The 13,914-nt window shown below is 66.3% G+C and carries 11 protein-coding genes; 4 read left to right on the forward strand and 7 right to left on the reverse strand.

Going from position 1 to position 13,914, the window contains the following annotated elements; genetic code table 11:
• Positions 1 to 123: 123 nt before the first annotated feature.
• The 6 genes from ACQR13_RS27035 to ACQR13_RS27060 all read right to left on the reverse strand — a co-directional run bounded on the left by ACQR13_RS27035 (position 124) and on the right by ACQR13_RS27060 (position 8,579).
• Positions 124 to 912, reverse strand: a complete 789-nt coding sequence (locus ACQR13_RS27035) for an energy transducer TonB (protein ID WP_315753745.1) — start codon at positions 910 to 912, stop codon at positions 124 to 126.
• Between the two features lie 26 nt (positions 913 to 938).
• On the reverse strand, positions 939 to 1,388 hold the full coding sequence (exbD, locus tag ACQR13_RS27040) for a TonB system transport protein ExbD (RefSeq protein ID WP_315736414.1): 450 nt from the start codon (positions 1,386 to 1,388) through the stop codon (positions 939 to 941).
• A 4-nt stretch (positions 1,389 to 1,392) separates the two neighbouring features.
• Positions 1,393 to 2,400 carry a tonB-system energizer ExbB gene (exbB, locus tag ACQR13_RS27045; protein WP_409977998.1) on the reverse strand — a complete coding sequence of 336 codons (1,008 nt, stop codon included), beginning with the start codon at positions 2,398 to 2,400 and terminating at the stop codon, positions 1,393 to 1,395.
• Between the two features lie 1,235 nt (positions 2,401 to 3,635).
• Positions 3,636 to 4,325, reverse strand: a complete 690-nt coding sequence (locus ACQR13_RS27050) for a Fe2+-dependent dioxygenase (RefSeq protein WP_315716500.1) — start codon at positions 4,323 to 4,325, stop codon at positions 3,636 to 3,638.
• A gap of 40 nt (positions 4,326 to 4,365) precedes the next feature.
• Positions 4,366 to 6,897: a TonB-dependent receptor gene (locus ACQR13_RS27055; RefSeq protein WP_316186071.1), complete on the reverse strand. Its 2,532-nt coding sequence runs from the start codon at positions 6,895 to 6,897 to the stop codon at positions 4,366 to 4,368.
• A 563-nt stretch (positions 6,898 to 7,460) separates the two neighbouring features.
• Positions 7,461 to 8,579 carry a ring-opening amidohydrolase gene (locus ACQR13_RS27060; RefSeq protein WP_315753737.1) on the reverse strand — a complete coding sequence of 373 codons (1,119 nt, stop codon included), beginning with the start codon at positions 8,577 to 8,579 and terminating at the stop codon, positions 7,461 to 7,463.
• Between the two features lie 118 nt (positions 8,580 to 8,697).
• On the opposite strand from ACQR13_RS27060, the gene ACQR13_RS27065 reads away from it, so the two are divergent.
• From ACQR13_RS27065 to ACQR13_RS27080, 4 genes are all read left to right on the forward strand, one after another.
• Positions 8,698 to 9,501: an MBL fold metallo-hydrolase gene (locus ACQR13_RS27065; RefSeq protein WP_316171295.1), complete on the forward strand. Its 804-nt coding sequence runs from the start codon at positions 8,698 to 8,700 to the stop codon at positions 9,499 to 9,501.
• Between the two features lie 220 nt (positions 9,502 to 9,721).
• Entirely contained in the window at positions 9,722 to 11,329 is a 1,608-nt protein-coding gene (locus tag ACQR13_RS27070) for a hypothetical protein (RefSeq protein WP_434863416.1), read from the forward strand.
• 120 nt (positions 11,330 to 11,449) lie between these two features.
• Positions 11,450 to 11,938, forward strand: coding sequence for a DUF427 domain-containing protein (locus tag ACQR13_RS27075; RefSeq protein ID WP_316167904.1), 489 nt, complete (start codon positions 11,450 to 11,452; stop codon positions 11,936 to 11,938).
• A gap of 152 nt (positions 11,939 to 12,090) precedes the next feature.
• Positions 12,091 to 12,573, forward strand: coding sequence for a hypothetical protein (locus tag ACQR13_RS27080; protein ID WP_316175007.1), 483 nt, complete (start codon positions 12,091 to 12,093; stop codon positions 12,571 to 12,573).
• A gap of 841 nt (positions 12,574 to 13,414) precedes the next feature.
• Here the strand turns inward: ACQR13_RS27080 and ACQR13_RS27085 are convergent.
• Positions 13,415 to 13,825 carry a hypothetical protein gene (locus ACQR13_RS27085; RefSeq protein ID WP_315753724.1) on the reverse strand — a complete coding sequence of 137 codons (411 nt, stop codon included), beginning with the start codon at positions 13,823 to 13,825 and terminating at the stop codon, positions 13,415 to 13,417.
• Positions 13,826 to 13,914 lie beyond the last annotated feature (89 nt).

A 13,914-nucleotide genomic window follows, 5' to 3' on the forward strand; every position in this document is an offset into this window, starting at 1 on the left:
ATATGGAAAGGTCTCGGGTTCCTTCGTCCGCGCGACCTCGGCCCAGCAGACGCAAAAAGCAGCGCTCGCGCCATTGCGAGCGCTGCCAAGTCTTCAAGATACACGCGTCGAACGACGCACGGTCTACTTCTTCTGGTTGAAGTTCACGTCGAGGCTGAAGCTGAACTGATCGTCCGTCAGTCCGGACGGCGGCGCAGGCACAGGGTCGGAGCGGCGGATCATCGCCAGCGCGGCATCGTCGAACATCGAGTCGCCGGACGACTGCATGACGGACGCAGACACCACCTTGCCGGCCCGGCTCAGCACCAGCGCCACCTTGACCGTGCCATTGTGCTTCTTGCCTTCCGGATAGCGCTTGTGCAGCTCGAAATAGGCGCTGATCTTTCGGCCCCAATCGTTGGTCAGCTTCTGCTTGTCCTTGCCCATTCCCGGATTGGGGGCCTTGGCCGTCTCGGCCGGCGGCGCGGCCTCGTCCAGCGCCTTGCGGGCCGATTCTTCCTGCGCAGCAGATGCGACCGACGCCTCGGCCTGCTGGGTCGCCTGCTGCTGTTCCTCCTTCTCCGGCTTCTTGGGATCGTTCTGCGTGACGACCCGATCGGCCTCCTCCTCTGTCTCAGTCGGCTTGTCCTTGACGGCGTCGGACTCCTTGACTTCGGCGGTCTGCTGCATCTGCTCCGGCGCAGCTTCGGCCGCGTCGCTGTCGGGACCCGGCGGAAGATCGTTGTCCTCGACCTGGGGCGAGGCGATCTCGAGCGCGAATTCGGCGCCAGCCGCGCCGAGACCGCCGTCCGCGTCATTGCCGCTGAGATGGACGACCGCGAGCGCGGCGCCGCCACCGTGCAGCATGAGGGCGCCGATCGCGGCTGAGATCCACAAGCGGCGCGACGCTCCCTGATACTTGTGTTCGACCATTCTTCAGTTCCGTCGTTTCACTGGTTTCAATGTGCAGCCTGGGCGGCGGCCTGTGAGACGCCTTCGACAGTCACGAGCTTGATCTTCGGATAGCCGCCGGTCCGCAGCAGCTCCATCACGTCCATCAGCTCTCCATACGCCACGCCCCGGTCGGCGCGCAGGAAGATGAACTTGTCCTTCGCCGCCTCGGGGATGTGCTCGAGCGTGCTCACCAGGCTCGCCCGTTTCACCTGCTCCTCGCCGACGAACAGTGTCAGATCCGGCTTGATGCTGACATAGATCGGCTTGTCCGGCTTCTTCTGCGGCGTGGCCGTCGATGTCGGGAGATCGACCGGCACGTCGACCGTCGACAGCGGCGCCGCCACCATGAAGATGATCAGCAGCACCAGGATCACGTCGATGAAGGGCGTGACGTTGATGTCGCTCGTCTCACCGAGATCATCGTCGCCATCGCCTTCCGAGAGAGAGACGGCCATGGAGCTACTCCGCCGCCAGCGCCATCGGAGGCGCAGAGTGGACGTGGATGGGCTCGAAGCGCTCGCCGTGATGACTGCTGTGGTGGCTCTGGCCGCGATCCAGATCGCGCGACAACATCCGGGCGGTGGCGCCGGAGGACCGGTTCACGAGCTCCATGTAGCCCTTCGTCACCCGTGTGAAGTGATTGTAGATGATCACGGCCGGGATCGCGGCGACGAGGCCGATGGCGGTTGCGAGAAGCGCTTCGGCGATGCCGGGCGCGACGACCGCGAGGTTCGTGGTCTGCGACTTCGAGATGCCGATGAAGCTGTTCATGATGCCCCAGACCGTGCCGAACAGGCCGACGAAGGGCGAGATCGAGCCGATCGTGGCGAGCAGGCCCATGCCGGTCCGGCAACGCCGGCCCTCGGCACGTACGATCTCGGAGAAGCTCGACGCGGCGCGCTCGTTGACGCCGTGAGACGGCAGTTCGGACGACATTCTGATCTCGTGCATGGCGGCGTCGATCAGAGCCGTCAGCACGTTCTGGCGTGATCCCAGCGCGAGCTTGGCTTCCGACAGCCAGCGTACGTCGTCGACCTTGCGCAGCGCGCCGCTCAGCTTCCGGCGCAGGATGGAGAACTCGATGGTCTTGGCGATGAAGACGGTCCAGGTCGCAAGCGAGGCGAGCGCGAGCCCCATCATGACCGACTTCACGAGAATGTCGGCGGCCAGGAACATCGACCATGGCGACAGATCATGCGGCACGTGTGATGCCGCTTGCGCACCGCCTTGTGCCGCGCCCTGGGCCGGCTTCTCTGCCTGGTCCTTCGCCTTGTCGCCCGCTGCCGTGTCCGTGACGGCTTCGGTCGCGGTCGACGGTTGGGTGTCGTTCGTTGCGGCGGCCGGTGCCGGGTTCGTTGCACCAGCTTGCGGCGTGGTCGCGGCCGGAGCCGGCGAAGGCGCGGCCGCCTGCGCCGTGGGCGCGGGCTGGGCAACGGCGGGGGCTGTCTGCGCCTGTCCGACGGTCATCGGCTTCGGAGCCGCGCCCTGAGCTTGAGCTGCGTGCGCGACGGGAGCCGGCGCACTGGCGGCGTTGGCGAGCGCAGCTGCAGGCGCCTGCGTGGCGGCCGCCGTCGTCGGAGCCTGAACGGATTTCGCGCCGGTCGGAGTCGTGGGACTCGGTGCTGTGGTCTGCGGGGCGGTGGCAGCCTGGCCAGGTCTCGGCGACGTGGCCGGCTGCTCGGCATGCGCCATGGCGCCGGCCGAAACGGCTGCGATCACCGCTCCTACATGAAGAACGATCCTGAACATGTTGCTGCGTACCCCTTGGTAGTTATCTTCTCTGTAATGCTTCTAGTCGTAACCCGGCTGTTTTGAGACGGCGCGTTGACTCAAAGCGGGAACATCAATGTCGGCAGTCACTCCGGTGAGTGCGATGCCAGATGAAAAATCGAATCGTGTGATCTGCGTAAGAGCTCGCGATGCTGCCCATCGCGTCATAACTCCCTGAAAGTCCTGACCTGGGGCGCGACGAGCCGTGCACGGTTCCGCCAACGCGGCTGCCTGTCACGCAAATGCCGCCGTTCGGTCTTCCATCAATTCTAATTAGTCGGCGCCGGCGTGATGGTCCCGTTCGGTGGGAGCGAGGGCATCACGCGCGTTCTTCGAGACGTGATGCCGCCGGAAACGGCTCGAAAGCGTCGAGATCCGAATCAGGGTGCGGTGGAATCAGGTTTGTTTGAAAAAACGGGCCCCGCGCGATCTGGTCAAGCCGCGAGCGGTGGCTGAAGTTCGCGAATCGCACACGCTTGCCGGCGTAGAAAGATCGTGCTGCTCGCAAGCGGCGGTCTGCCGGCAGTCAAGGACGTGTGACAGCTCAAGGAAGAGACAGGCGGCCGCTTGTGAGATTGGACGGTGGTCCATCGCGAAGGCTGAGAACGGCTCCGCAGCGATGTGGTCATCGTCCGAACGAATGAGCCGGGCTGCATGTGTGCAACCCGGCTCGTAGACGATCGAAAACAACGTGAGCATGGCGACCGAAGGCGGATATTGAGACGCGCGTTTCCTTGGAAGCAGCGGTCGATGCCGGGTCTATCGCTTGCCATCTCGACCGCTGTCATGCTCCGCGAAGGCAGTGCATCCAGCAATCCGCGAAGATGATGAACCGAGATGTCACGGCGTACCAGATCGTCCGCGCTCGCGGACGATGACAGTGAGGGTCTACATATCTGCATCAATAGGGCTGGAACGTTGAAAACGGTCGTCTAGTTCTCGGCCCAGTAGCGGATCAGGTTGTGATAGAGGCCGGTCAGCCGCACCATCTCCGGATCGTCGCGTCCCATCCGCTGCGACAATCCCTGGATCGTCGTGTCGAGATCGAAGATCATGCTGCGCGCGAGGGGATCGCGGATCATGCTCTGCAGCCAGAAGAACGAGGCGACGCGGACGCCGCGCGTCACCGGGGTGACCATGTGCAGGCTCGAGGCGGGATACAGCACGAGGTCGCCGGCCGGCAGCTTGACCTCGTGCGAGCCGTACAGATCCTCGATGACCAGCTCGCCGCCGTCGTAATCCTCCGGCTCGGACAGAAACAGCGTGACCGAAAGGTCGGTGCGAATGCGCAGGCCGGTGAGCTTGTCGCCGCGGACCGCGTTGTCGACGTGGATGCCGAAATGGTGGCCCGACTCCGCGCTGTAGCGGTTGAACAGCGGCGGGAAGATCTGCTGCGGGATGGCGGCGGCGAGAAAGCGCGGATTGGCGGTCATCGCCGAAATGATGCGGTGGCCGAGCTTGCGCGCCACCTCGCTGTCGGGCGGCAACTGCTCGTTGCGCTTGACCATGGCCGACTGGGCGCCGGCCGTCGAGCGGCCGTCCTCCCAGTCGCTGTCGTCCATGATGTGGCGGAAGTCCGCCACATCGTCTTTGCTCAAAACTCCGGGGACACAGATCAGCATGAACTCATCACTTGATGTATGCCCAGGTTTGGGTGTGCGATCAGAACCGCCCGGACAGGACGATCGACGCGCTTCGTCCCGGACCGACGAGCACGAACGGGGTGGCACTCTGATAGAGAGCGTCGTAGTAGAGCTTGTCGAAGATGTTGGCAACAAACAGCTTCGCCGTCCAGTTCTTGTCGAGCTTGGCTTCCGCGAACGCATCGAAGCGCCAGTAGCTCGGCAGCTCCGTGCCCTGGTTGGCCGCCAGCCAGGTGCCGCCGAAGATCTTCGAGCGGTACACCGCCTGGCCGCCGATCTCCCAGGTGTCGTTGATCTGGTACTTCGTCAGCAGGCTGAACGACTGGTGCGCGGTGTTGGCGAGTTGCAGGCCGACATTGCTGGTGAACAGCGCGGTGTTGGCTGGCGGGATGTTCGACTTCGTCACCTCCGACTGCATCAGCACGATGCCGCCGAAGATGCTCCATTTGTCGGTCAGCTTGCCGCCCGCCTGCAGGTCGATGCCGCGGATGCGGTAGGCGGCACCGGCCGAGAGACACGGCACGGAGCCGATGGTGCCTGCCGGATACGGGCAGTCCGCGGTGGCCTGCGCGGCGCTGGTGATGTTGCGTGACTCGCGGGCGTTCTCCTTCTCGGTCTGGAACAGCGCTCCGGTGACCAGCAGGCGACCGTCGAGCAGCTCCCACTTGGTGCCGATCTCGATCGAGGTGTTCTTCTCGGGCCCGAAGATCTGGTTGGCGCCGCCATTGGTGACCGCCGACAGGCCGCCATATTGCGGGCTGAGGCCGTCGAACTCCGCGCCGACCGGATTCGACGAGGTGGCGTAGGCCGCATAGAAGCTGGCGTAGGGCACCGGCTTCAAGGTCATGCCGACGTTGAAGTTCGGCATGCCGCTGGAGGCCGCCGTCGAACCCGGCGTGTTGGCGACGCCGTTGACGGTGCCGAAGCCGTCGACCCGGACGTCGTATTTGTCGTAGCGCACGCCGCCGTTGAGGATGACGAGATCGCGGTAGTTGACGCTGTCGAGCGCGTAGACGCTCGCCGAGTCGATCTTCACGTTCGTCGGGAATTGTCCCAGCGACGGAATGCCGAACGGTAGGTTGGTGAACTGCGGGTTGAACACGCTCACGCCCGAGAGCGAGCCGCTGCCCGCGAACGCCAGGCCCTGCTGCTCGGATGTCAACCCGGTGTAGCTGTTGATGCGCGCCTTTTCCTGCGAGACTTCGAGCCCCGCGAGCACGGTGTGCCTGAAGTTGCCGGTATCGAACTTGTAGGTCGCCTCGAGCTGGTTGGCGAGCACGTCGGTCTGCTGGAAGCGGCTCTGCGGATTGGCCCGGATCGTCGAATTCGACAGCGGGTTGGTGAGCGTCGGGCCTTCCGGCAGCGTGCCGATGTAGTTCAGGGTCGAGCGCGACACCCGGATCTTGTCGGAGATAGTCAGGTCTGGGGTGACCTTCACCTCGGCATTGAACGTACCGATGTCCTGTCCGACACGCGAGAAGTCGCGGTTGACGAAGCCGTACCAGGCGTTGCGCGGCGAGCCGACCTCGGGGAACGGCGCGCCGGCGGTGAGCGTGCTCGGCCGATAGTAGGGAACGCCGAAGTCCGGACGGCCGGTCACCTCGTTGTGGATGTAGTTGGCGGACAGGGTCACGGTGTCCAGCGGCGTCCACTTGGTGGCGACGAAGCCGCCGTTGCGGTTGTCGGTGACGTAGTCGCGGCCGGCCACGCCGGCATCCTGGAACAGGCCGCCGACGCGGGCAGCGAAGGTCGGCGTGATCTTCTGGTTGACGTCGATCACCACGCGCTTGGTCCTGTCGGTGCCGAGCGTGGTGTCCATGTTGTAGAAGCTGTTCTCGGTCGTGGCCTGCTTGGTCACGATGTTGATCGCGCCGCCGGTGGTGCCGCGGCCGGCGAAGGACGACGCCGGGCCGCGCAGGATCTCGACCTGCTCGGTGAAGAAGTTCTCGCGCACGGAGACGCCGGCGTCACGCACGCCGTCGATGAAGACGTCGTTGCGGGCGTCGAAGCCGCGGATGAAGAAGCGGTCGCCGAACGCGTTGCCGCCTTCGCCGGTGCCGAGCGTCACGCCGGCGGTGGAGAGCACCGCGGATTTGAGGCTGGTGGAGTTCTTGTCCGCCAGGATCTCCTTGCTCAGGACGGTGACGGTCTTCGGCGTGTTGAGCAGCTTCTCCGGAAACTTGCCGGAGGCCTGCAGCCGCTCGCCCTTGTAGTCGGAGGCGGGGCTGGAATAGGGGTTGCGGTCGGGCGGCAGATTGCTCTTCGGCGCCGCGGCCTGCTGCTGTTGTTGCTGGCGGGCGGCGCGGCGCATCGCGTCGCGGGCGCGGACCTGGTCCGCGGTCGGGCGCGAGGCGGCCGGCTTGGGGCGCGCCACCGGGGCTTCGACGGTGACGGACGGCAGCGGCGCCTGTTGGGCTTCGGCACCGGAGAACGAGGCAACCGCGATCAGGCTCGCGACTGCCGAGACTTTCACACCGGAAATCTCGGGAGATGGATCCCACTCGTGTCCGCTTGCCCCTCGCAAGCTCCTTGGAAAGACTGCCTTACCCATACTCGACCACCCCATTCGTTACGCAAAACTTTGACTTGGGTTCGTTTCAACGCCCGCAACCGGCGCGCGCTTGTTGCGAATGCAAGTCAAGAAGCGGGGGAAAGCGGCCCAAAGCTGGTTCCGCCGGTGGCCGGAATGCGAAAAGTTTCCATCCATTTCTGAGAATGAGAGTTGTTTGCAGACTGTCGCCCCGTAGCAACAGTTGAAACCTCCTGGTTGAACCGATCTCCGTCATTCAATTGCTGATGAGAGAATTGGTGGTCTTTCACGTCGTCTCGCGAGGTGGATCGTTCGCTTGACGATCACTTCGGTCGATCTTCGGTTCGAGCTGCTCCCCGCCGCGTCGCGAGATGCGGCGGGAATCTGGCAAATCTGTTGCCTGATCGGGGCGCGTGTGCGGCTCGGAACTTCGCCGTGGTGATCAGGTAGAACGCGGCGCCCGGAGCGATCTGGGTGAACGGGACGTTGCCGCGGTGGCAGGTGTCGGAATGGAGCGGTTGGTGAGGTTCCGAGCGTAGACCTTCATGCGGGGGCCGGCATCTGCAGCGGTCTCGACCGTGAGATCAGCGGCGCTCGGCGATGATCGCGACCGGCCCGCCGCCGTCGGGACCCTGATGCTCGGCGCCGCCTGAGACGAACAGGTCGGTGAAGCCGAACAGCCCGGCCAGCGCGCCGCCGACGAAGGCGCGGGCATGGCGGGTCGAGGAGACGTCGCTGTCATCCAGCATGGTATGCCGCTGGCCGCGCAGCCGGCCGCTCTGCGCCGCCTCCGCCTTCGCGAGCACCGCGGCGATGCGGCTGCGATCGGCCGCCGCCACCTGGCCCGGCACGTTCAGGCCGAGCCGGGCGAGCGCCTGCCGGGCCGGCTCGATGTCGATGGCATCGCCCATGACGGCATGATCGATCGCGAGCGGCCCGCTCCACGTGGCCGACATGCCGGCCACCATGATCTCGTGGTCGAGCAGCTCGACGCCGCCCGAGGTGGCCGCGCGCGCGCTGTAGCGCGAGACGTCGGCGCAGATCGTCGCGTCGGAGACATCGGCGGCGGCGAGCTCGCCGAGCGCGATCGCGACACCCAGCGCCGAGGCGCCGCGCGAGAAGCCCATCGATTTCAGCGTATCGCGCACGGCGGTGCGCTGTCCCCGGGCCTCGACCGCCTCGATGCGCTCCATCGTCAGCAGCGGGCATTTCACCTGCACATAATGGACGTCGGAAGGATCGCTGATACCGGCGTCGGTCATTGCCGCGCGCACGCCGGCGGCCACGAGCTCGACCTGCGGCATGCGGCCGAGATGCTCGCCCGGCAGCGCCGGCGTGCGCGCGCGCCCCAGCGCCAGCGATGCCGGGAACGCGCGCGGCGCCGCGGCGTCATCCCCGTCGCGTGCCTCGAACACGATCATGTGCGGCGACAGCGCGCCCTCGGTGCCGCCCGACATCACCATCGCGATCTGCCGCACGGCGTCGGCTGCGAGATAGCGGCCGAGCAGCGTCTCCAGCGAGCGCACGGCGAAGGCGCGGGTGAAGTCGTTGACGCAGCCATTGCCCTCGGTCTTGCCGAGAATGGCGACGATGCCGGCGGGATCGATCGCGCCTTGCGCGATTCCGGTCTCGAGCGCGCCGACATCGTCCGGGCTCCGCATCGGCAGGCGGTGAACGTAGGCGCGGCGCAGCGTGGTCGGCATGTCGAGAACTCCTGTCGGGCGTCCGGCGACACTAGGCAATCACGAAGCCGCGCGCGACGGTGTTCCGGGATGGTCCGCGTGCTATCCTCCGCAATCCCATCTCGACGACCGGTGATCCATGCCTCTCTGGACCTGCTTTCAATGCGGCGCGCAGTTTCCCGATACGGTAGCGCCGCCCGGCCATTGCGTCGTCTGCGAGGACGAGCGGCAATATGTGAATTGGAAGGGACAGAGCTTCCTCAGCCGCGACGACCTTGCTGGCCGGCATCAGGTCATCTGGCGCGAGGATGACGGCCTGACCGGCCTCGCTCTGGACCCGAGCTTTGCGATCGGCCAGCGCGCGCTGCTCGTTCCCGAGCCGGACGGCTGCGTGATGTGGGACTGCATTCCCTTGGCGACCGATGCGGCCATCTCCCGCGTCCGCTCATTGGGCGGCCTGAAGGCCATCGCGGTGTCGCATCCGCACTACTATGGCGCGGTCGCCGATTGGAGCGCCGCGTTCGGCAACGCGCCGGTCTATCTCCATGGCGACGACCGCGCCTTCGTCACCCGGCCGCATCCGGCGATCGTGCCATGGACGGGCGATCGCCTCGCCATCTCGGATGACGTCGTGCTGCTGCGGACCGGCGGGCATTTTGCCGGCGCCACCATCCTGCATTGGCGCAAAGGTGCCGGTGGCAAGGGCGCGCTGTTGACCGGTGACATCGCGATGGTGGCGATGGATCGCCGCCACGTCAGCTTCATGTACTCCTATCCGAACTACATCCCGCTCGGCGCGGCCGCCGTGCGCCGCATCGCCGATGCGGTCGCGCCGCTGGCCTTCGATCGCATCTACGGCGCCTGGTGGCAGAAGAACATCGCCGACGATGCGAAGGCGGCGTTCGATCGCTCGGTGCGGCGTTATCTTCAGGCGATCGCTTGAGCCGCCAGCTTTGCGGAATCCCCGTAAAGTAACGGGGCATTAGGCACAACCAGAAGGTTGTTTCAGGGCATCTTGCAGTCTTTGGTCGGATGGTATCGAAGTATCCCGGGCGGAATGGGGTACCTCAATGCATTTGCCATCGTGCTCGTCGGCGACCGGCGCCATCGTGCCGGCCGGGCTCCTCGTGCATTCAGACCTCCGATCAGCTCCCCATCATCCGGTGTCCGCCTCCAGCGCCGGCGACCTGTCCTGGCGCTGGATTCTGTTGGCGCTGGTGCTCGCCATCGTGCTCGCGGTGCCGTTCCTGCTGGTCGATGTCCCGCCGGTGCTCGACTATCCCAACCACCTCGCGCGGCTGTTCGTGCTGGCGCATCCCGACGATCCCGTGCTGTCGCAGATATACGCGCCGAATTGGCGCATCCTGCCCAATCTCGGCATGGACGTGATCGGCGTCGCGCTGCTGCGCGTCACCGACGTTCATGTCGGCGGCCGCATCCTGCTCGCGCTCAGCCTGTTCGCGCCGCTCGTCGGCGTCATCACCTATCACCGCGCGGTGTTCGGCCGGCTGTCGTTGTGGCCGCTGGCGGCCGGCATCGTCGCCTATGACGGCGTCTTCCTGCTCGGCTTCATGAATTTCCAGCTCTCGCTCGGCTTGGCCCTCGGCGGCGCCGCCGGCTGGGTGGCGCTGCGCCGTCGGGGCGGCTGGCTGCCCGCGATCGCCTGGGGCGCCATCGCCGCGGCGGCCGCCTTCCTCTGCCACATCTTCGGCCTGCTGTTCTTCGCGGTCCTGATCGGCGCCGGAGAGGCCGACCGGCTGTGGCGGCTGCGCCGGTCGCCGGTCCTGGCGCGGGAGTTCGCTGTCGCTGCCTGTGCGCTCGGAGTCACGCTCAGCCCGGCCGTGCTGCTCTATGGGCTCTGTCCGCTGGGCGAGGGTGGATTGCAACTCGGCGACTGGGACGGACCGCCGAAGCTGTGGCGCATCATGACGCCGTTCCTGACAACCAGCGCCGAGCTGACGATCATCACGACGGTCGTGGTGATGTCTGTGTTGGTCCTCGTCCGGCGCCAGCTCGTCGTCGCGCCGGGCGTTCCGCTGGCGCTGGCGGCGCTGTTCGTCGCCTTCGTCGCCGCGCCGTGGACGGCGCTGGGAGGAACGTTGATCGACATGCGCTTTGCCGCGATGTGCGGCCTGCTGCTGTTCGCCGGCTTGCAGCCGGTCGTGTCCGGCAGGAAGGCGGTGCTCGTCGGCATCGTCCTCTCGGGGCTGATGTTGATTCGGACCGCGGATATCGCATCGGCATGGATCGATCACAGGGTGGACCTCGCCGAACTGCGCGCGGCGATCGCGCATGTGCAGCCCGGCGCGCGCGTCATCGCCGCGCATGGCCACGAGCAGCCCGTCTCCAGCCGGCGCGAGCGGATACTGCCCGGATTCCGCTACGTCGATTCCCATATGGCGGCGCTGCTCGTGATCGAGCGGCGGGCGTTCTGGCCGCTGATGTTCGCCCATCCGAACCAGCAGCCCATCACGGTCCGTCCCTCTTTCGCTCGTCTTGCGCAGCCGCTGGCCGAGCCCGCCGCGTGGCGCTGGCTGCAACCTGACACGCCGCCCGCCGACGTGTTGCCGCTCGCGCGCTATCTGGCCGGCTGGCGGTCGAACTTCGATGCTGTCCTGTTGCTCGACCCGCCAGTCCCTGAGCAGCCGGTCGCCGGACTCACGCCGCTCTATCTCGGCAGCTACATCCAACTGTTCCGCATCGGGCAGGGCACCGGCACCACCGCTGTGCAGGAGCCTCAGCCCGCTCCGCCGGCGGCCTCACCTTCGTGAAACCGGAACGACGGCCGCCGCTCCCCATCCGTCTCCGGTGATCCTTTGTCTCCGTTCGGCCGTTGCCTTGCGCTGGCCGGTCGCTAGGCGCGGTCGGTGGCGCCACAACGGAGAAGCGACATGCAACGCATCGTGCCGGGGCCGGGCCAGGAATCGGTATGGGACTATCCGAGGCCGCCGCGGCTGGAGCGCTGCATGGCGCGGCTGCGCGTCGCATTTGCCGGCGTCACCATTGCCGACACGCAGGATGGCCATCGCGTGCTCGAGACCAGCCATCCTCCAGTCTACTACATCCCGCCGCAGCATGTCGCGATGCAGTGGCTGCGGCGCGCGCCCGGCCGGTCGTTCTGCGAGTTCAAGGGCGTCGCCGGCTACTGGACGCTGGAGGTCGGCGGCCGCGTGTCCGAGCAGGCCGCCTGGAGCTACGAGCAGCCGACGGCGCCATTCGCGCCGATCGCGGGCCATCTGGCGTTCTATGCCTCGCGGGTCGAGGCCTGCTTCGTCGGCGACGAGCGCGTTGCCGCGCAACAGGGCGATTTCTACGGCGGCTGGATCACCTCTCGTGTCGTCGGACCGTTCAAGGGCGGGCCGGGTACGCGGCACTGGTAGACAGGCTCCCGTCCCGATGCATGATCCGGCCGCCGATCCTGATCGTATGGATGGATGGTGACGGCAGCCTGTGCATGCAGAGTGGCCTGACTTGGCAGGGGCCGCGATCCCTGCCGGACCAGATCTCATCTTCACGACGCCGGGGGAATGCCATGCGACGGTTGATGAAGTTCCTGCACACGATGGGCGCGATCGGCATGATGGGCGCGATGGCCTGCCTCGTCGTGCTGCTCGGCTTCATCCCGCAGCCCTCGGTGTCGCTGGCGCACTATGCCGAGATGCGCGCGGCGATGGGCGCCATCGTGCGCTACGTGTTCTTCCCCTCGCTCGGCCTGACCCTGGTCGCCGGCCTGCTTGCCATCGCCGTCAACCGCGCACTGCACAGCGCCGGCTGGGCGCTCGCCAAGCTCGCTTCCGGCATCCTCGTCTTCGAATGGGGCTTTGCCGCCGTGCAGGGGCCGATGCAGGAGGCCGCCGAGGAGGCCGCGCGCGCCGTCGCCGGCCAGATCGATCCGGCGACGCTTGCGCCCAACTTCGGCACCGAGCAGGGCGCCATCTGGGTCATGCTCGGCGTCGCCACCGTGAACGTCATCCTCGGCGTCTGGCGGCCGAGGTTTACCAACCTGCCTGATTGATTGAAGCAGGCATTCATCGGCGTTCTGCATTGAAGCGTGTCAGCATTTTCCATCGACACCACCGCTCTCTCCTTTCCCCTCCCCCTTGCGGGGAGGGGTCGGGGGTGGGGGTCCCCTCGGGCGGTGTCGATAGAAACTCGGGACCTTTTGAGCCGACGAGCCCAAACGAAACTCCGCGCCCGCGGACCCCACCCCCAACCCCTCCCCGCAAGGGGGAGGGGAGCGCACCGCCGCCGCCGCGTGATCTGCGGATTTTGCGAAATTGCTCTTGCTATTTTTCCGAAACAATGCTTATCTCCTCCCATCCCGCCTCGTGCAGAGGGACGTACGCGTCGTCACGAACGTGGAGGTGGGCTGCGATGGACGTGACGGCTGCGCCAGACGAGCGCAGTTCGGCGCGGACGGCGAAGTCGTGTGGTCCTGGCCTCTCGACGCTGAGGTCAAGTTCGCTTTCGATGCTGTGACGGCTCGGGGCGGGCGATGGGGGCAAGAACGCCGATCCCCAGGGAGAGCGCGAAGGACACCGTTAAAACCGATCGCGCGGGGGAGGCCGGTTGTCAGGCCCGACCTGTGGTGACTGCCGCCTGCTTTCTTGTTGCAGGCGGGCCATGGGCCGCGGTCAGCACCCGGCCTTCCCCGCGCCCTCTCATTTTCAGAGGGACGACTGCCGCATCACTCGGGCACCGATCGTGCCGCGGGATCGCGAACACGCATGCAAGATCACATGTTCAGGATGTCATCAGGGGGCGGGCCCGCAGCCTCCGACGACGCGCATTGTCTTCAGCTGGTCATGCCCGACGCCAGCGCCGCCGCGGCGCTGACGCCGGCCATGTCGACGTTTTCAGAGCTGCGTCGCCCGCAGCTCGATCGTGAGCGGTACGGTCGTGCGCTTGGCGGCCGGATCGGCCGGCATCTGCAGCACGCGGGCGCGCTGGCCGGTGGCGAGGTCGGTGACCTTGACGATTCGGCCATTGGAGAATTCGAGCGCATCGTGATGTTCGGTCGGCTTGTTGGTGTCGACCTGCCGGAAGCGGGCGAGATGGGCGCCGACCTTGCGCCGGAAGAAGAAGCCCTTGATGCGGACATCGTCTTCGAAGGCGAGCTCCGTGCCCGGCCGCAGGCAGACGGCGGTCAACGGGTCGTCCTTGGTGCAGAAGCCGCGGGTCTCCGTGCCGGGAAATCGACAGGAGACCAGCACGTCGGCAGTTTTGGCATCGCGGGAAGCAACAGTATGGAGGCTGTAGTCACACATGGGGAGCTCCTGAAGGCCGCCAGCACTGAGGCCGCAACGGCGCAGCAGGAGAGTTGTTCCATGTTGTTGCAGCCCGTCTGCTCAAGGAC

It is taken from the genome of Bradyrhizobium sp. HKCCYLRH3059 (genome assembly GCF_051168035.1).
In the GTDB taxonomy this organism is placed as follows: domain Bacteria; phylum Pseudomonadota; class Alphaproteobacteria; order Rhizobiales; family Xanthobacteraceae; genus Bradyrhizobium.